The 20,954-nt window shown below is 35.8% G+C and carries 8 protein-coding genes; all 8 read left to right on the plus strand.

Annotated features, from left to right (window positions below; translation table 11 throughout):
* Nucleotides 1-48: 48 nt before the first annotated feature.
* The 8 genes from FLP_RS09885 to chiA all read left to right on the plus strand — a co-directional run bounded on the left by FLP_RS09885 (nucleotide 49) and on the right by chiA (nucleotide 20,396).
* Nucleotides 49-3,237 (plus strand): SusC/RagA family TonB-linked outer membrane protein, encoded by a 3,189-nt coding sequence (locus FLP_RS09885; protein ID WP_065449383.1) that lies wholly within the window; start codon nucleotides 49-51, stop codon nucleotides 3,235-3,237.
* Nucleotides 3,238-3,248: 11 nt separating this feature from the next.
* Entirely contained in the window at nucleotides 3,249-4,769 is a 1,521-nt protein-coding gene (locus FLP_RS09890) for a SusD/RagB family nutrient-binding outer membrane lipoprotein (RefSeq protein ID WP_065449358.1), read from the plus strand.
* A gap of 90 nt (nucleotides 4,770-4,859) precedes the next feature.
* A complete protein-coding gene (locus FLP_RS09895; RefSeq protein ID WP_065449359.1) occupies nucleotides 4,860-5,885 on the plus strand; it encodes a glycosyl hydrolase family 18 protein in 1,026 nt (341 codons plus the stop codon).
* Between the two features lie 351 nt (nucleotides 5,886-6,236).
* A complete protein-coding gene (locus FLP_RS09900; RefSeq protein ID WP_065449360.1) occupies nucleotides 6,237-9,302 on the plus strand; it encodes a SusC/RagA family TonB-linked outer membrane protein in 3,066 nt (1,021 codons plus the stop codon).
* Nucleotides 9,303-9,313: 11 nt separating this feature from the next.
* Nucleotides 9,314-10,891: a SusD/RagB family nutrient-binding outer membrane lipoprotein gene (locus tag FLP_RS09905; RefSeq protein WP_065449361.1), complete on the plus strand. Its 1,578-nt coding sequence runs from the start codon at nucleotides 9,314-9,316 to the stop codon at nucleotides 10,889-10,891.
* A gap of 119 nt (nucleotides 10,892-11,010) precedes the next feature.
* Entirely contained in the window at nucleotides 11,011-12,948 is a 1,938-nt protein-coding gene (gene nagB / locus FLP_RS09910) for a glucosamine-6-phosphate deaminase (protein ID WP_065449384.1), read from the plus strand.
* 158 nt (nucleotides 12,949-13,106) lie between these two features.
* Nucleotides 13,107-15,173 carry a beta-N-acetylhexosaminidase gene (locus FLP_RS09915; protein ID WP_065449362.1) on the plus strand — a complete coding sequence of 689 codons (2,067 nt, stop codon included), beginning with the start codon at nucleotides 13,107-13,109 and terminating at the stop codon, nucleotides 15,171-15,173.
* A gap of 486 nt (nucleotides 15,174-15,659) precedes the next feature.
* Nucleotides 15,660-20,396 carry a T9SS-translocated chitinase ChiA gene (chiA, locus tag FLP_RS09920; protein WP_065449363.1) on the plus strand — a complete coding sequence of 1,579 codons (4,737 nt, stop codon included), beginning with the start codon at nucleotides 15,660-15,662 and terminating at the stop codon, nucleotides 20,394-20,396.
* The last annotated feature ends 558 nt before the right edge of the window (nucleotides 20,397-20,954 follow it).

A 20,954-nucleotide genomic window follows, 5' to 3' on the forward strand; every position in this document is an offset into this window, starting at 1 on the left:
TTAATTTTAACAATAAATTTATCGCTTAACCAACAAAACCATGATAAAATGAAACAAATTATGTTAATCTTTATGTTTGTGTTTACGGCGCAGGTATCGCTTGCTCAGGTAAAAACAATCAAAGGTTTAGTAAGCGATCAAAACGGATTGCCGCTGCCGGGAGTAAGTATTATTATTCAGGGTACGAAAACTGCAACCCAATCTGATTATGACGGAAAATATGCGATACAAGCATCGGCAGGTGATATACTTGTTTTTTCGTATATCGGAATTAAAACGAAGACTGCCACTGTAGCAGAATCATCTACAGTAAATGTGGTTCTGACAGAAGATGCACAAAACCTAAATGAAGTTGTCGTTACCGCTTTGGGTATCAAGAGGCAGAAAAAAGAATTAGGATATGCAGTTCAGGACATTAAAGGTGATCAGCTTAATAAAGTGATTACAACAAATGTAGCGTCGGGACTTTCAGGTAAGATTGCCGGTGTTGATATTTCTATGCCAGCCACAGGAGCAGGAGGAAGTGCCAGAGTAATTATTAGAGGAATTTCGAGTATAGGTGAGAGTAACCAGCCACTTTATATTGTAGACGGAATTCCTATTGATAACTCAGGATTGAATAATGACAGTGCTGCAGCCAGTAAATGGTTTGACGGAAGAGATAACGGAGATGGAATTTCAAGTATTAATCCAAATGATATTGAGAGTCTTACTGTATTAAAAGGTGCAGCAGCATCAGCTTTATATGGTTCAAGAGCGTTAAACGGAGTAATTTTAATTACAACTAAAAAAGGAAGTAAAGGAAAATTGCAAGTAGAGCTAACAAGCGGTGTTAGTTTTGATCGCGTTAATGCGAAATATGACGATTTTCAGGATGAGTATGGTACAGGAAATCGAGGGATTTTGCCGGATCCTACAAAAGCACCTACTGAAATTTACGGATATACAACCAGTGCGTGGGGACCTAAATTTTCTAATAATGTAGGAACTCAGGTAAAAATATTTGATGGCTCTATGCGACCTTATGCTAAAGTGGATAACAATATTCAGGATTTTTTTAAGACCGGAGTTACAACTACAAACGGAATTGCTCTTTCTGGCGGAAGTGAAAATGCATTCCTTCGTTTTGGATTTAATAATATGAAAAATGATGATGTTGTTCCTAATTCCGGATTAGAAAGAAACAATGCGACTTTAAATGGTACTTTAAAATCAGATAAATTTACTTTGGATGCTAATGTGAATTATATGGTCGAAACTACCAACAACCGACCGGGATTGGGGGATTCGCCAAACAATGTTGGTTATTCCTTAAGCGGTCTGGCTCCTAATATCGATCAGGCGTGGTTGCAAAATTATGGTAATCCGGAGACAGGAGAAGTTTATAAATGGAATAACAATATTTATCAATTGAACCCTTATTTAACTGTAAATGCAAATCACAACTCTACTACGAAAAATCGTTTTACAGGGAATGTTGCGGGAACCTATCAGCTTGAAAAATGGGTTGGATTGACTTTTAGAACCGGTTTAGATACTTATGTTTTTGGTTCTAAAGATTTCATGGTGCCGGGAAGTACATGGCCAGGAAGAGATACCGGCTATCTTAGAGTGGGTGATATTAGTGTTTCTGAAATGAATACGGATGTTATTGCCACCTTTAGCGAAATAAAATTAGCTACAGATTTGACATTTTCAGGAATTTTAGGAGCAAACAGAAGAGATTTTAGAAGATCAGAAAATTCTAGTGAAGGAACCAATATTATTCAGCCGGGAACAGAATTTATCAGTAATTTTTCAACTCAGACAATAAATGCACCTATAGAAACCAGAACAAGAACAAATTCTGTTTACGGTTCTGCAAAGTTTGATTATAAAGGTTATTTATATGCTGAGTTTACAGGAAGAAATGACTGGTTTAGTGTTATTAATAAAGACGCTTTTTATCCGGGAGCTTCATTAGGTTTTGTATTCTCGGATGCATTTAAGATTCAGAGTGATGTTTTTTCTTATGGAAAATTAAGAGCTTCGTGGGCAAAAGTTTCGAATGCTCCGGGTGCTTATAAAAATGCATTAAACTATACGACGTATTCTTCTTACGACGGACAAAGTGTAGTAAATGTTAAGAATACATCGGCACCAAATGCAAACCTGACTTTTCAGTCAAAAACAGGAATCGAATTTGGTTTAGAAACGGCTTTCTTCAAAAACAGATTAAAAGCAGATATCACTGTATATCGTGAAGATACAGCTGATCAGACACTTGATTTAGCTTCTTCATCAACATCAGGATATGAATTTCTTTCGGTAAATGCAGGAGAATTACGTAACGAAGGTATTGAGATCTTTTTATCCGGTTCACCAATAAAAACTAAGGATTTCGAGTGGGGAATTGATTTGAATTTTTCTAAGAATAAAAACTCAATCCTTTCTTTGCATCCTGAAATTAATACCTATACTATTTCTGAGGCTCGTTGGGCTAATGCTGCAATTGTAGCTCAGGTTGGAGGCAAATACGGTACTATCATTGGAAAAGATTTTCAAAGAACGCCTTCAGGCGAAATGATTGTAGGTGCAAATGGTATGCCTCTATACACAGATACTAAAGTAGCTTTAGGAAAAGGAGTTCCGGATTGGTCAGCGGGTTTAACCAATAGATTTTCGTATAAAGGAATTACTCTTCAGTTTTTATTAGACATGAAATTTGGTATGGATGTGTATTCTATGACAAACTCAGTTGCTGCAACAAGAGGATTGTTAGATATTACCACAGAAGGAAGGGATGCTTATATTGCTGCAAGAACACAAGCTGCAGCAGCTGATCCTAATTTTGATATAAACAGTTGGGTTCCTACAGGTGGTTATGTAGCAAATGCAGTGGTAAATACTGGAACAGCTGAGAATCCTGTTTATGTAAAAAACACCAAACCTGTAGATCCTCAGGAATATTGGAGACAAGTTACAGATGCTACTCCGGCGCCGTTTATTTATGATGCTTCGTATGTGAAATTAAGAGAAGTAAGCTTAGGATATACTATTCCTAAAAGTGTTTTTGGCGGAGCAAAAATAAATTCAATCTATGTTTCTGTATTTGGAAGAAATCTATTGACATTCAATAAAGATTTGCCAAACGTTGATCCGGAGTCCATGTATACTTCAGGAAACGGACAAGGTTTTGAGTATGGATCATTACCATCAAGACAATCGTATGGTTTTAATATTAAAATTACATTCTAAAAAAGTAAATTATGAAAATCAAATATATAATAGCCATGCTTGCAGTGTTTACGGTAGTTGGCTGTACAGAAAATTTTGACGAACTGGAAAAAGATCCCGTGGCGTTATCCGCAAATCCGGCGGGTCAGCTTACATTTACCCAATTGTGTATGTCCGGAGACGGATACTATCAGCACAGAACCAATTTAATATATGCCGGAGGTTTTGTACAGCATTATTCAGGTTCGTGGGCAGTAACAAACTACGGTGGCAAGTTTAATAATTCAGAGGAATATGCCGTTGCTTTATGGAGAAACGTGTATGCTCACGAAATGAAAAGTGTTGTAGATATTCTCGATGTAACCGGTAAAGATGCTTCGGCTGTAAACATGAATGCTGTCGCTAAAGTTATGAGAGTGATGATCGCACAGCGATTGACTGATATTTATGGAGATGTACCTTATTCAGAAGCCGGTTTAGCTTTTTCTAAAGGAATTGTAACGCCTAAATATGATAAACAACAAGATATTTATGCTTCTTTTTTTAAAGAATTAGATGAAGCTTATAATCAATTAAATGTTGGAAAAGATCTTATAAAAGGAGATTTGTTTTATAAAGGGGATGTTTCAAAATGGAAAAAATTAGCCAACACCATGCGTTTGCGTGCGGCAATGAGAATTTCTGAAGTAAATCCCGCCGAAGCAGAAAAACAAGCAAAAGCAGCGTTTCAAAATGGAGTTTTTGAAAGTAATGCTGATAACTGTATTATGCAGCATTTAGATTTTCCTTTTAGTGATGATCCTGCCAGACTGGATTACAGAGGAAACGGATTGTCTTATGGTTTTATAGGAAATGAGCAGGGAGATCACTTTAGTTCGTTACTAATAGATTATCTAAAAAATAACGGAGATCCAAGGCTGACTATGATCGCTACTCCTAAAACAAGCAGTAGTGTAGTTCCCGGAGCAGCATTACAGCCGGGCGAAACATTATATGAAGGGGTTAAACCGGGAGTGTTTAGATGGGAGCTTCCTGGAGGATCAAATTCAGCCTCTGGTATACAGTCTTATTTAAAATTAAGAACAACTCCGTTTTTGCACGTAAGTTATTCAGAAAGTCAATTGTTATTAGCAGAAGCTGCTTTTAGAGGATGGGTTTCAGGCTCTGCCGCAGATTATTACAAAAAAGGTGTTGAAGCAGGAATTAAGCAATTAGAGATTTATGGCGCAGCTCCAGCAAGTCAGGCAAGTATCGATGCTTATGTAAATGCTAAACCTTTATTGGCAGGAACAGAAAAAGAACAAATAGCCACACAAATTTGGATTACCTACTTGTTTAATAGTATCGAAGGATATTCAAACTGGAGAAGAACCGGATATCCTCATTTAATACCAATAACAAATTCAGATTCCGGAACTGGCGGTGTTGTGCCCACACGTTTGTATTATCCAAATGATGAAATGCAGAAAAATGAAAAAAACTATTTAGATGCAGTATCCAGATTAGGAGGAAAGAATGATTGGTTAGGGAAAGTTTGGTGGGATGTAAACTAAAAAAAAATCTCAAAATATAAAGTTATGCCTAATAAGGTGTTATTTTCATTCTAATTAAAAATTAAAAACAACAAGTTTAAATTAAAAATTATGATAAAAAATAAAGCCTTATTAGGCATCCTTTTTTTTATAAGTTCCCTTTTTTCAGCCTATAGCTGTTCTAATGATAAGCAATCTGATTCTGAAAATGCAAAAACTAAAACAGCCAGAGTTGTAGGCTATTTATCTTCGGATAATTTCAGTAAAATGACTTCTATTCAGTTTTGTCAATTAACACATCTCAATGTGGCATTTGCAAATCCGGATAAAAGCGGAAATATAGTATTTAACGGAGATCTTGAGGGACTTGTTAAATATGCAAAATCCGTTAATCCTAAAATTATAATTAGTATCTCACTCGCCGGTGGAGTCATATCAGAAGAACAGGCTTTAAATTGGTCTTTTTTAATCGATAAACCAGAAAACAGGCCAGCTTTAATTCAGAACATTGTCAGCTTTGTAGAATTGCATCAATTGGATGGAGTAGATGTCGATCTCGAATGGAATGCTGTCACCTCAGGATATAGTGGTTTTGTAATTGAATTAAAAAAGAGCCTTACAGAGCATAAAAAAATATTAACGGCTGCTTTGCCTAATAATTCCCGTTTCGAAAATATAACTCAGGAAGCATTAAACGCATTCGATTTTATTAATGTAATGGCTTACGATAGTACAGGCCCATGGTCTGCCGATAAGCCAGGTCAGCACAGTTCGTTTGAGTTTGCTAAAGAAGGAATTGACTTTTGGCATAAACTTCAAAATGTGCCTAGTGATAAATTAACGCTTGGTGTACCTTTTTACGGTTACAATTTTACTTATCCAGATGTTACAAGTTCAACTTATAATGACATTATACTAGCAGGAACTCAATTTGCAGATCAGGACGAATTGGGTAAAATATATTACAACGGAAAATCGACGATTACTAAAAAGGTTGAATTTGCTTCTCAAAACACTGGAGGAATAATGATTTGGGAAATAGCTCAGGACTCTTTTGGCGAATATTCTTTATTGGATGTCATTCATAAAAAATATACAAGTTTAAAAGTTAAGACAACAGGATTTTGTGGCAATTAAATCAAAAAAAGAATACTATATGTGCTCTTTAAATTAGTAAGATTTTACTATCCTAAAAAGTTGTTTTTTATCTAATAAAATAACCTTTTTTAGAAGTTTTTCGACATAAAACTCAGGTAATTAGGTTTTTATAGTAAATGACGATTTTTTAGTAATTATGTAAATTACTTGCGTAAAAGATCAATAAATAGATCGAATACAGTAAATATGTCAACTTGAAAACGTTTTCGTGAAACGGATTATTGATTGATTTATGTCGTTGGTTTAAAATTTAAAGCTGTTTGTATAAATTATTTTTTTTAACAATACCTTAAGAATAAATTTACACCATAACTAACAAAATAAATAAACATGAAAAAAATTTTCTTAATCTTTATGATTGTTTTTACGGCGCAGGTTTCGCTTGCACAAGTAAAGAGTGTCAAAGGTGTGATTACAGATTCTGATGGGTTGCCGTTGCCAGGGGCGTCCGTTGCAGTACAAGGAGGTCAAAAAGGTGCTACTACCGATTTTGATGGTTTGTACACAGTTGAAGTGCAAAAAGGACAGACTTTAGTTTTTACTTATGTAGGTCTTGAAACACAAAAAATAGTTGTAGGTGATGCCGCTACAATTAATGTTAAAATGGCTGTTGCAGCATCAAATGCTCTTACAGAGGTTGTTGTAACTTCATTAGGTCTTAAGAAAACTAGAAAATCATTAACTTATTCAGCTCAGGAACTTAAAGGAGAAGAGTTAACTCGTGTAAAAGATGCCAACGTTATTAATACAATTGCCGGTAAAATTGCCGGTGTTGCCGTAACAAAAAGTTCTGGTGGTACCGGAGGATCTACTAAAGTTTTGATCCGTGGTAACTCATCTATCATGAACAGCCAGCCACTTTATGTTATTGATGGTATTCCTTTATATAATGGTTCTTCAAATCAGCAGGGTAGTTATAATGCGTCAAACGACTCATTTGGTAGTACTGCCGGAGGTAACCGTGATGGAGGAGATGTTGTTTCTTTGATTAATCCTGATGATTATGAGGGAATGACAGTGCTTAAAGGTGCAGCAGCATCTGTATTATACGGATCTCAGGGAGCAAATGGTGTTATCTTGCTTTCTTCTAAAAAGAATAAAGAGAACGCATCAAATTTAGCAGTTTCTTCGGTTACAACTTTTGAGTCTGTACATTCATTACCAAAATTCCAGAATGAATATGGTGCAACTACTTCTGCTGCAAATAAATCTTGGGGAGCAAAAGTATCTTCACCAGATTTTGTTGAAGATTTTTTCAACACTGGTGTTACACAAATTACTTCATTAGCGTTTACAACAGGAACAGATGTAAATTCAACAAGTATATCTTATGCTAATACTTCTGCTTCCGGAATTATCGAAGGAAATGGTTTAAAGAAAAATAACTTTGGAATTCGTCAGACAGGGAAATTTTTTGATAATAAATTAACGGTTTCTGCTGATGCAAAATACACCAGCCAAACTATTGATAACAGACCTGTAAACGGACTTTATTCAAATCCGCTAACAGGAGTGTATTTGTTTCAAAGAGCAAATGACTTTAATTACTATAAAGATAATTACGAATCATTTATTCCTTCCAGAAATCTTAATGGTCAAAATTTCTATACACTATCTGATATTTATGTTCAAAACCCATATTGGTTAATCAATAGAAATAAATCTATTGACAAAGACAATTTCTTTAACGGAAACATTGCTTTAGATTATAAGGCAAACAATTGGTTGAGTATTGGAGCAAGATATAGCTACAATAGAGTTGAAAACGATTATGATAAAAAGATTTATGCTACAACCAATACTTCTTTATCTCATATAAACGGTAGATATATAAACGTTGCTACATTAAGCACACAGCGTTACGGAGATTTAATTGCTAAAATCAATACTAACTTCAACGAAAACTTTAGTTTTAATGCTATAGTTGGAGCAAGTATCAATAATACTTTGTCAAATCACTCTACTACTTTAGATTCTGGTATTGTTGGAGGTCTTGTTAATGCTAACTTGTTTACATTAGGGAATTTTGGAGAAGCATCAGGACTAGATAATTTAAGTCTTCAGGCTACAGGTTCTTCACGAGAAGTTCAGTCGATCTTTGGTTCTGCAACTTTTGGTTATAAAAACATGTTATATTTAGACGTTACAGGTCGTAATGACTGGTCTTCTACTTTAGTAAATACAGATACAGCTTCCTATTTTTATCCATCAGTAGGGGTTACAGCTCTTTTAAGCGAAATGACTACTATGCCAGACTGGATTAACTTTGGTAAAGTAAGAGCAACTTATGCAGAAGTTGGTAATGACGTTTCGGCTTTTGTAACTTCTCCAAAATCAACTGTTCAGGGTGGTAATCTTATTCCTCCTACGGTAGGGCCAAGACCAGGTGAAGGATTAAAGCCAGAGTTAAAATCAGAATATGAGTTTGGTACAGAATGGAGAATGTTTAATAACAGATTAGGTTTTGAGGTTTCTTATTATAGCTCAGAAACTAAAAATCAATACATTCAGGTTCCTGCACCTGCAACAAATCCTTACGGTTATACCAATTACGGAATTAATGCCGGTAGTATAGAAAATAAAGGTTTTGAAGTTGTTCTTACCGGAAAAATCATTGCCGGAGATAAATTTTCATGGGATACGACAATCAACTATTCTCAAAACAGAAATAAAGTAAAAGAAATTCCTGAAGAGTTAGGAGGAACAATTCCTTTAACTCCGGTAAATAATGTTAATTACAGATATTCTTTAACTGAGGGAAGACCTTTTGGAGTAATTCAGGGAAGAGATATTCTTAAAAATGAAAATGGAGAAATTATTTTAGATAAAGATGGTAATCTATCTATCGACAGTGAATTTAAAGAAGTTGGTAATGCAAATCCTGATTTTATGTTAGGCTGGTCAAACACATTTAAGTTTGGTGCTTTTACAGCTAATTTCTTGATCGATGGACGTTTTGGAGGAGATGTAATGAGTATTACAGAATCTATGAATGATTTTTATGGAGTATCAAAAAGAACCGGAGATGCCAGAAATGCAGGTGGTGTGCCAATAAATGGAGTAAAACCTGATGGTACAAAAGTAACTTCTATGGATGCTGAAAAATATTACAGCGCAGTTGGAGGAGTTAACGGAGCTACTTCACAATATGTATACGATGCTACAAACGTAAGTTTAAGAGAGGTTTCACTTGGTTATACTTTCAATAAAAAAGTACTTCCTTTTGTTAATACAGCAACTTTATCAGTAATCGCAAGAAACTTATTCTTCTTTTATAAAGATGCACCTTTTGATCCAAACATTGCTTTAAGTACAGGTCAAGGTTTACAAGGAGTTGATATTTATGGCTTGCCATCAACAAGAAGTATTGGACTTAATTTAAATGTAACTTTCTAATTTAAAATCTCATGAAAACAAATAATATAAAAAAATCATTAATCTGTTTCGGTCTTTTAGCCTTAGTTGGTTGTACAGATAATTTCGATGAGGTTAATAGTAATCCCGATGGTTTTACCTATGAGGAAACAACGCAGGACTTTAATCATATTAATGGTCCTTTTAAAACGATGTTTGATAATGTCATGGTCAATGTTCCGGGTTGGAAATACCAGGTAGCAAATGATTTATCTGCAAATAACTGGGGAGGATACACTGCCGCTCCCGGTTTTGATGGTGCTAATAACCTTTCATATGCACTTTCTGATAACTGGAATATTTGGTGTTGGGAAGCTGCTTATGCACAAGTGATGGCAAATTTCTATAAAGTTGAAAGAGAATCTAAAGGTAAATACGATGAGTTTTATGCTCTTGCTAAGATTATTAAAGTGCAAACTTTACATAAAATGGCAGATGCGTGGGGACCAATAGTGTACTCAAAATTTGGTACTACCGATGCAACAATTGCATATGATTCTCAAGAAGAAGCTTACGGATTTATGTTTGAAGACTTAGACTATGCTGTAACAGAACTAACAAAAAGAATCGATGCCGGAGAGAAAAGTTCTTTTACCAACATAGACCGTTCAACATATGAAGGTGATTATAAAAAATGGGTGATATATGCGAACTCATTACGTTTAAGATTGGCAATGCACATTGTAAAAGTTAAACCAGCATTAGCTAAAGCAGAGGCTGAAAAAGCGATGAGCCAGAAATTTGGTGTAATGACAAAAGCTGATGATGCTTTTATTTTAATTAAAAAAGTATCACAACACCCTCTTAGAGTTTCTTCTTATGACTATAATGACAGCCGTATGTCTGCAGATATGGAGTCTATCATGGGAGGTTACAACGATCCTAGAATGAGCTCTTACTTTAAAACATCTGTTAAATACCCTGGTGAATATAAAGGAATTCGTACTGGTGGAATTATGGGAGATAAAACGGTACATCAGGACTTTTCAACCTTTGGTAAGATCATAGAAAAAGACAAGCAGGTAGTTTGGTTAAATACTGCTGAAATTTATTTCTTAAGAGCAGAAGGTGCTTTAAGAGGCTGGAATATGGGCGGTGACGCAGCAACATTATATAAAGCTGGTATTACTGCATCTTTTGAACAGCTTTCTGCTGGAGGTGCTGCTGATTATATGGCTGATAATGTGAAAATGGCTAAAGATTATGTAGATCCGGCAGCTCCATTCAATAGTGGTCCAGCTGTAAATAAAGTTACTGTTGCCTGGGATGAAACAGCAAGTAACGAAGTAAAATTGCAAAAAATCATTACTCAAAAATGGATTGCTAATTTTCCTGATGGTTACGAAGCCTGGACAGATCACCGTAGAACAGGTTACCCTAAATTATTGCCAATTCTTAACAATCAAAGTGGTGGTTTAATTTCTACTGAATTGGGTGTAAGAAGAATACCTTTTGTTTCGACTGAAAAAGATGGAAATCCTGGTGGTGTGGCAACAGGTGTTGCAAAACTTGGAGGTCCTGATAATGGAGGAACAAGAACCTGGTGGGATGTGAATGCTCCAAATTTCTAGAATAAAATATCAAAGAACTATAAGAATTTAAGTTTGGTTAGTAAATGGTATAAGCAATGCGAGTTGCTTATACCATTTCAAAAACCAAAATTGTAAATAGCAAAAAAAAAGAAAAAGAAATGAAAAGTGCTTTAGAAATAAAACCTGATATCAGCTATAAAAGTGCGGGAAAATTTGAAGAAACCAGATTTGAGAAAATCCACAATGAAATCTTCAAAAATTCAGCAGAAGCTTCTATAATTGTAGCGCAGGAAATTGCGCAATTAATTAGATCTAAACAAGAAAAAGGAAAATCTTGTGTATTAGGTTTAGCAACAGGTTCTTCTCCTATAAAAGTTTACGAAGAGTTAGTGAGAATGCACAAAGAGGAAGGCCTGAGCTTTAGCAACGTGATCACTTTTAATCTGGATGAATATTATCCAATGACCAAAGAGAACAATCAGAGCTATCATTATTTCATGCATCAGCATCTTTTTAATCATATTGACATCAAACCAGAGAATGTTAATATTCCTGACGGAACGGTACATATTGATGAATTAAACCAATATTGTATTGATTATGAAATGAATATTAAAAACGCCGGAGGTCTTGATTTTCAATTATTAGGAATTGGGCGTACAGGTCACGTAGGTTTCAACGAACCGGGATCGCACATCAATTCAGGAACCAGAATTATTACACTGGATCATATTACCAGAGTAGACGCTTCATCAGATTTTAATGGTATAGACAACGTTCCAAAACGTGCTATTACAATGGGAGTTTCTACGATCATGAGATCAAAAAGAATCGTTTTAATGGCCTGGGGACAAAACAAAGCCGATATCATCAAGAGAACCATTCAAGGAGATATCAGCTCAGAAGTTCCGGCTACATTTTTACAAAATCATGCTAATGCCACTTTCGTATTAGACCAGTCTGCAGCTTCAGAATTAACGCGTTTCAAAACGCCATGGTTAGTTGGAGAATGCATTTGGACACAAGAATTAAAAAGTAAAGCGATTGTTTGGTTGTGCCAAAAAACAAAACAATCGATATTAAAATTAACAGACCGTGATTACAACAACAACGGAATGTCTGATCTATTGGCACAGGAAGGTTCTGCTTATGATTTGAACATCAATATGTTCAACGTATTGCAGCATACCATCACAGGATGGCCGGGTGGAAAACCCAATACCGATGATTCGCATCGTCCGGAGAGAGCCAATCCGGCAAAAAAACGAGTGATTCTTTTTAGTCCACATCCTGATGATGATGTGATTTCTATGGGAGGAACTTTTTCAAAATTGATAAAACAAGGTCACGATGTACACGTAGTATATCAAACCTCCGGAAATATAGCCGTTACAGACGACGAAGCATTGAAATTTGCCGAGGTTGCCAAAGATTTTGTTGGCGACGCCGGCAGCGGAATCAACTTCAAATCTATAATTGAATTCTTAAACAGTAAATCAGAAAACGAGATCGATTCTCTTGAAGTTCGAAAATTAAAAGGATTGATTAGAAGAAGAGAATCTTATGCAGCCACAAGATACATTGGTTTAAAAGATGAAAATACACACTTTTTAGATCTTCCGTTTTACGAAACAGGACAGGTAAAAAAGAATCCGTTAGGAGCAGAAGACATTGCCATTGTAAAAGATATTATTGCCAAAATAAAACCACATCAGGTATTTGCAGCAGGAGATTTGGCAGATCCACACGGAACGCACGAAGTGTGTCTGAACGCGATTTTTGCCGCCATGAAACAATTAAAACCAGAGAAATACATGGATGATTGCTGGTTATGGCTTTATAGAGGAGCCTGGCACGAATGGGACATTCACGAAATTGACATGGCCGTTCCGCTTTCTCCATCAGAAGTATTATTAAAACGTCATGCGATTTTATACCACCAATCCCAAAAAGACAGGGTAATGTTTCAAGGAAATGACTCTAGAGAATTCTGGGTGAGAGCCGAAGACCGTAACAAAAACACAGCAATTTTATACGATGATTTAGGATTGGCAGAATACGAAGCAATCGAAGCATTCAAACGCTTTGATTACTAAAATTAAAATATAAGATTCGGGTGAGAGCGAATCACATTACAAAATTCAGATTGATTTCATAAGGAAAGTGAGGATTCAACAGGGTCATTCTGAGTTTTGTTTCTCATTTATTTAATACGGTTATCTCCGGATAACGTCTTTTTCAAAAACAGTAAAAAATGAAATATTTATTAGTCCTACTATTAGCAGGTGTAACTTCTAGTGCTCAAATTCAAAAAGAGCAGCTAAATCTTATGCCCTGGCCTCAGAGTGTTGTTGTAAACGACGGAAATTTTGCTTTAAACAAAAACTTTAAAGTAAACATTACCGGAAATCCTAATCCTCGAATTTTTGGTGGAGTAACTCGTTTTTTACGTCGCTTAGATGGTAGAACCGGTATTTTTTTCGAACAAGGTTTTATTACTAAATTAAATGAAGTGCCAACAGCTTCACTCCAGATCAATTGTACCAAAGCGGGAAAAATTGGTTTGTATGAAGATGAAAGTTATCATTTAGATATTAAACAAAATCAGATTATAATAAATGCAACAAGCGATTTAGGAGCACTTCATGGCCTTGAAACGTTATTACAAATGTTACAGAATAACAATAACTCATTTTATTTTCCAAGCTCAAAAGTTTCAGATTTCCCAAGGTTTACCTGGAGAGGTTTAATGATTGATGTTTCAAGACATTTTCAGCCAATTGATGTCATCAAAAGAAATATCGATGGATTGGCCGCTATGAAAATGAATGTTTTTCACTGGCATTTGGTAGACGATCAGGGTTGGAGAATCGAAATGAAAAAACATCGAAAACTGATTGATTTAGCTTCAGATGGAATGTATTACACACAGGAAGAAATCAAAAATATCGTAAAATATGCTGATGAGCGTGGTATTTTGGTAGTTCCGGAAATAGATGTTCCCGGTCATGGATCTGCAATACTTACCGCTTACCCGGAAATAGGAAGCAAAGTGATTACATTGACAGGAGGAACTTCTGAAAAAAATATTCAGGGTACAGCAATTACGACTTATGGAGTTGAAAGAAATGCAGGTATTTTTTCGCCAACATTAGATCCTTCAAATCCTAAAACATATCAATTATTAAGTGAGATTTTTGATGAGGTTTGTCCATTATTCCCAGGCGCTTATTTTCATATCGGGGGAGATGAAAACGAAGGTAAAGACTGGGATGCAAACCCAAAAATTCAGGAATTCATGAAGAAAAACAAGTTGACAAACAATCATGAATTACAAACTTATTTTACCATGCAATTGGTACCAATGCTTAAAAAACATGGTAAACAATTAATGGGATGGGAAGAAATTTTGACAAAAAACATGTCAAAAGATGCCATTATTCATTCCTGGAGAGGTCCTAATGAAGGCGTGATTGCAGGTCAGTCATTGGTTGATGCAGTAAAAAAAGGATATAAAACAGTTTTATCAAACGGATATTATATCGATTTGATGTACCCAATTGCAAGTCATTATTTGAATGATCCGATGCCAAAAGGAGCCAATTTAACTGCCGAAGAAAAAGCAAGAATATTGGGTGGAGAAGCTACAATGTGGACAGAATTGGTAACGCCAACAACTATAGATTCAAGACTTTGGCCAAGAACAGCTGCAATTGCAGAAAGACTTTGGTCAGCAGAAGATATTACAGATGTAGCCAATATGCGCAAACGTCTTGAAGTAGTTTCTTTTAGATTAGAAGAAATAGGATTAACACACATTCGCAACAAAGATGTGATTTTAAGAAATATTTCAAACAATCAAAATATCAACTCATTAAGCGAGTTCTCGAATGTTTGTGAGCCATTAAAAGCATATACACGTAATAAAGGCGGAACGGAGTATCAAATGTATTCTCCATTCACACTTTTTGCTGATGCCTGCGGGCCGGATGCCAAAGATTCTTTAGCTTTTGATGATGCAGTAACGCAATATCTGGCCAATAAAACATCGGAAAATAAAGCAAAAGTAGCCGCTTATTTAAATAGATGGATTGCCTTAAATAAAGAATTAGTTGCCCTGAGTGCCAATGCGCCATTAGTACAGCCAATTTTGCCTTTGTCTAAAAAGCTGACAGATGCATCGCAGGAATTGTTACTTGTTTTAGAGAACAAATCAACATTAAAAACAGATGATCTAAAAAGCTTAATTGAGCAATGTAATACAAAAGATCATGCAGATGTTGAGCTATCAGTATACGCAAGTCTTAAAAAATTAATTTAAAGAGTTTGGTTTGAGTTAGTACTTAGTAAGTTTTGTTACCCTGATTATTAGTAATTTATTTATCTCTGCCAGAAACCTCTGGTAGAGGTGAATATGGTAAAAAGCCACATTAAAAACTCATTAAACCAAATAAAAAATAGTAACCAAATAAAGAAGTATTAACATTTAAAACCAAATAAAACAGCATAAAGCATAAACATGACAAACAAGTATTGAAATTGATAAACCCCAAATTTATCATGACTAACCTAATTTTTTTGAATTTAAATAAATATCAATCAGTGCTATTCACTAATGATTATGGAAAATCAGTAATAGTAGTATTTATTTTTAGAAGTAATATGAATTAATTTCCTGTGAGTTGCAATGTTTTCTATTTGCAATTTATTGAAACCCAATTGTTGTTTTTTTGTACCGTGTTTTGGCGCACCATTTATTGCAATTGGAATATTTATTTTTTTTCTATTAACCAATATTAATTTAACTATGAAACATTATTACAGATTGCTTTTTTTGTTACTGTTTCCCTTACTCGCGTTAGCCCAACCAGCTCACGGCAAAAAGGTAGTGGGGTATTATGCGCAATGGTCTATCTATGCCCGGGATTTTAATATCCCCAAAATAGACGGAAGTAAATTGACGCATTTGAATTATTCTTTTTATGGGACAACTTATGATCCGGCCCATCCTGAGAACACCAAATTATTATGTTTGGACAGCTATGCCGATTTTGAGCATATGGAAGGCGGAATCCCCTGGGATGCTCCGGTAAAAGGTAACTTTTATGACTTGAAAAAGTTGAAAGAAAAGTATCCTCATTTAAAAGTTTTAATCTCTGTAGGAGGATGGACTAAAGGTCAGGATCTTTCTCCAATTGCAGCAAGTCCTGTTGCAAGAGCCGCTTTGGCTGCAGACATGGCAAACTTCATTACCACGTATCCTTTTATTGATGGCTTCGACATCGACTGGGAATATCCTCTTTCCGGAGGAACAGATGGTACCGAGGTAATTAACGGAGCACCAATTCCTCCGCAAAAGTACAGCCCGGACGACAACAAAAACTTAGTATATTTATTGAAAGCAATGCGTCAGGCAATGCCGAATAAATTAGTTACAATTGCGGCTGGAAACAACGTTCGAAACGTATCCAAACAATACTTAGGGCCAAACAATAGGTCACAATACGGAATGACAGAAGACATTTCGACTTATTGCGATTATATCACTTATTTTGGATATGATTTTGGAGGAAACTGGTTCGATAAAACCTGCTACAATGCTCCTTTATACGGAAGTGGAAACGCAAACGATCCGCTATATGGTGCAGCACAATCAGAATCTCTGGATGAATTAACCAATCAATATTTGACTGTAGTTGGTTTTCCTGCCAATAAATTAATCATGGGATTGCCTTTCTACGGGAAAAAATTCGACAATGTTGCCAATAACGGAACCAATCCTAATTTACCTGGATTATTCGTTTCTGCACCGAGATATATTGTTTCAGGATGTACAAATCCACAAAATCCAACAGGAACGTGGGATGGTCCGGCAGCCTGCGAAAAATCAGGAAGCATAGAAATTTGTGATTTAGTCGGGAATCCGGTTACCAATTCACATCCTTATTTAGATCCAAATACCATGTTGGTTACTCCAAGTGCAGCTTCGGCAGGATGGGTACGCTATTTCGATAATACTACAAAAGTTCCTTATTTATACAATGCGACTTTAAAACAGTTTATCTCGTATGAAGATAAGCAATCAATGGATTTAAAAGTGCAGTATATTAAAACGAAAAATCTTGCCGGAGGTATGGTTTGGGAATTGTCTCAGGATACCAGAGGTTCAATTCCAAACTCATTATTAACTCAGGTTGATACATCATTTGGAAGCGTAGTTCCGGGAACTGTAAGTATTGCAGGTTCTGTAAAAAACGGATCGGCTTTAGTTCCGGATGTTACCGTAGAATTACGTAATGCAAGCAATGTCGTATTGCAAACTGTAGTTTCTACTGGCGGAAATTTCACATTCAATAACTTAACTTCAGGACAAAATTATACATTAACAGCTTTAAAAGCTTCGTATACATTTGTTCCGGTTACTTTAAACAATGTAACAGTCAATCAAACCGCTGTAGTGATCAACGGAACACAACCCGTTTATACAGTTGGCGGAACAGTTCTTAACGGAACAACTCCGGTTTCTGGTGTAACAGTTTCGGCTACATCTGGAACAACAGTTTTAACTGCAGTTTCGAATGCAAGCGGAGTTTACAGTGTTGCAGGTTTAACCGCTGGACTTAATTTTACCGTTACAGCTGCAAAATCAGGATTCTCATACACGCCTGCTTCTACAGTTTATAATGCAATTGATGCGAATAAAACGTTGAATTTTATTCAAGGCGCACCAATTGTTAATTACACAGTAAGCGGAACTGTTGTAAACAATACGACTCCGGTTTCGGGCGTAACAGTTACAGCCACTTCTACAACCGGAAATTTCACAGCAGTTACAAACGCAAGCGGTGTTTATTCGCTTAGTTTGCCTTCTGGAGGAAATTATACCGTAACAGCAACTTTAACAGGACAAACGTTTACACCGGCTTCAACAGTTTATACCAATTTAGTGGCCAACAAAACACTAAACTTTGCTCAGGATGTTATTGTAACTCCTTCAGGTAAAATTAGCGGAACGGTTAAAAATGGAGCAAATTTTGTTTCTGGTGCCAAAGTAGAAATAGTTTTACCATGGACAGATAATACACATCCTTGGAAAAGCGTTATTGCCATCACAGATGCTCAGGGAAAATACAGTTTTGACAACGCAGTTGTAGCAGGATATACCACAATTACAAGTTTAAAATTAAACACTTGGGAAAACGGAGAAGTAGTTTACCTACCTAATAATCTGGCCAATTTTGCCGTTCCTGCAAACCCAACAGTTTACAACTTCAGTACAGGTTCTAGTGCAAGAGCAGCACTGGCAAGTACTAACTTAATTAGCGGAACTGTCAAAAATGGTACAACTCCGGTTGCAGGAGCTAAAGTAGAATTAGTAGTGCCCTGGACAGATAATACGCATAACTGGAAAAGTGTCCTTGCAACAACAGATGCGTCAGGAAATTATACTTTTGATAATACAGTTACAGCAGGTTATACACAGGTTTTAAGTTTAAAACTAAATGGTTGGGAGAACAATAATACCGCATATTTCCCCAATAATCTGGTAAATTTTGCAATGCCAACAGCTCCAACGGTTTACAACTTCAACACCAATACAGTTACAATTACGCCACCTCAGGTAACTATTACAAGTCCATCATTGGCAACGGTTGCTATAGCTCCGGGAACTGCAATTCAGTTGAAAGCAACTGCAAGTGTAGATGCAACCTTAACTATTTCGTCAGTAGTATTCAATATCAACGGACAAAATATTACAGCAGCACTTTCAGGAACAGAATATGTAGCAAACTGGACACCGGTTGCAGCAGATTTCAACAAAAATTATACGTTGAAAGCAACAGTAACTTCATCAAGTGGTACAACAGCCGAAAACACTAAAGCATTCTCTTTACAATGTTCAGGAACAACTTGTCCTAATTCATTGCCTGTAATTACTTGGAATTCACCATCGAGTACTGTAAACCAGAGTTCTTTCCAGGTTGTGCCAATTTCAGTTACAGCTGTAGATAGTGACGGATCAGTTTCAGGTGTTACTATTACAATAAATGGAGGTACATTCAACATGACAGCAGGTACAAATAATACTTACACGTATAATTTTACTCCATCTGCTTATCAGGATTATCCGGTTGTAATCAAAGCAACAGATAATAAAGCTGCTGTAACTACATTAAACAATACCATTAAAATTGCTCCGGTGAGCACGAATAGATTTATCCCGCTTCCATCCAAAATTATTTTAGGATATGCACATTCCTGGGAAAATGCAGGAGCTCCGTTTTTATACTTCTCTCAAATGGTGGGAAGTAAGTTTAACGTAGTCGATTATTCTTTCGTAGAAACCGTTAATCGTGATGGTTATACACCAGTATTAACTACAAATGACACTAGATATCTGACCAATGGTGTTTTCAATAAGCAATTGTTGAAAAACGATATAAAATCCCTAAGAGATAGCGGCGTTCCTGTTATTGTTTCTATTGGAGGTCAAAATGGTCATGTTGTTTTAGACAATGTAACGCAAAAAAATATTTTTGTTAATGGTCTAAAAGCCATTATCGATGAGTATCAATTTGATGGAGTTGATATTGATTTTGAAGGCGGATCGATGAATTTTAATGCAGGAGGTTTAAGAGATATTTCGTATGCGGGTATTTCTGCTTATCCAAGATTAAAAAACGTAGTAGATGCTTTCAAAGAATTAAAAGCGTACTACGGCCCTGGATTTTTATTAACAGCAGCTCCGGAAACACAATACGTACAAGGAGGATATTCTACCTACACGGATACTTTTGGTTCCTTCCTGCCAATCATTCAAAACTTGCGTAATGAATTAGATTTGTTAGCGGTACAATTGTATAATACAGGAGGAGAAAACGGATTAGATGGTCAATATTATGGTTCAGCTAAAAAAGCAAACATGGTAACAGCCCTAACCGATATGGTGATAAAAGGATATAACATAGGTACAACAGGAATGCGTTTTGACGGTTTACCGGCCTCAAAAGTTCTTATTGCATTACCAGCTTGTCCAAGTGCAGCAGGCAGCGGTTATTTAACGCCGGCAGAAGGAATTAGTGCTATGGATTATTTAAGAAACGGAACCACGTTTTCAGGAAGAACCTACACCATGCAGCCAGGCGGACCATATCCTTCTTTAAGAGGTTTAATGACCTGGTCTGTAAATTGGGATGCATCTTCTTGTGGTAATTCATCTGAATTATCGAAAGCCTATGCCGCTTATTTTGCTTCGCAGTCAACAGCAAAAAAACTGTCAGTAGATAAAATTGAAGCAAATAATACAACCGTGGCCTATTTCAAAAACGATGCATTATCAGTTACAAATGACACCCAGGATATCGCTCAGGTAGAGGTATTCAATACCATCGGGCAATTATTGGTGAGTCATAAAAACATTCAGAATAATAAAGAAGTACTGCTTCAAAATTACAGTTTCTCAACAAAACAAATATTTGTAGTGATCGTAACAGATAGAGCAGGAAACAAAAAATCACTGAAAGTAATGAACTTTTTAAATTAATTAAAGGAATGAAAATTTAGAAATAAAAAAATTAGGACGGTTAAAATTGAGTTTGGTTATTTATTTTTTAATCTAGTTTTTATTTCGAATAAATGCATCAAATTTGGGTGATTTGTTATTTGGTTTTCACCCGGAGGCGAGCATTATGAACCTGGCAATTATATTGTCAGGTTTTTTTTATGTTTTAAAGTGAAGTAAAATTAATAATCATTTTTTTTAGGAGCTATTTCCTGCTATCCACTTGTATCTTTTATTTTTTTAAAGGAAAAAAATAAAAGGATACCGCTTCTATCAGGGCTATGGCACTCGTTTTTCATAAGATAAAAGGAGAATAAATTAGTGTAAATCCGCTTAATCTGCAAAATCTGCGAGCCATTAAAGAAGCAAAGTAACCTCAATCTGCGTCATTGCGAGGAACGAAGCAACCACACTATCAATTGATTTAGCAAGTGAGATTGCTTCGTTCCTCGCAATGACATAAATCCGCGTTTTCGCAGAGCGAATCCGTGTCATCCGTGTGCCATTTCTTAGCTATTACACTCAAAATACAAACAATTT

Source organism: Flavobacterium piscis (assembly GCF_001686925.1).
GTDB classification, from domain to species: domain Bacteria; phylum Bacteroidota; class Bacteroidia; order Flavobacteriales; family Flavobacteriaceae; genus Flavobacterium; species Flavobacterium piscis.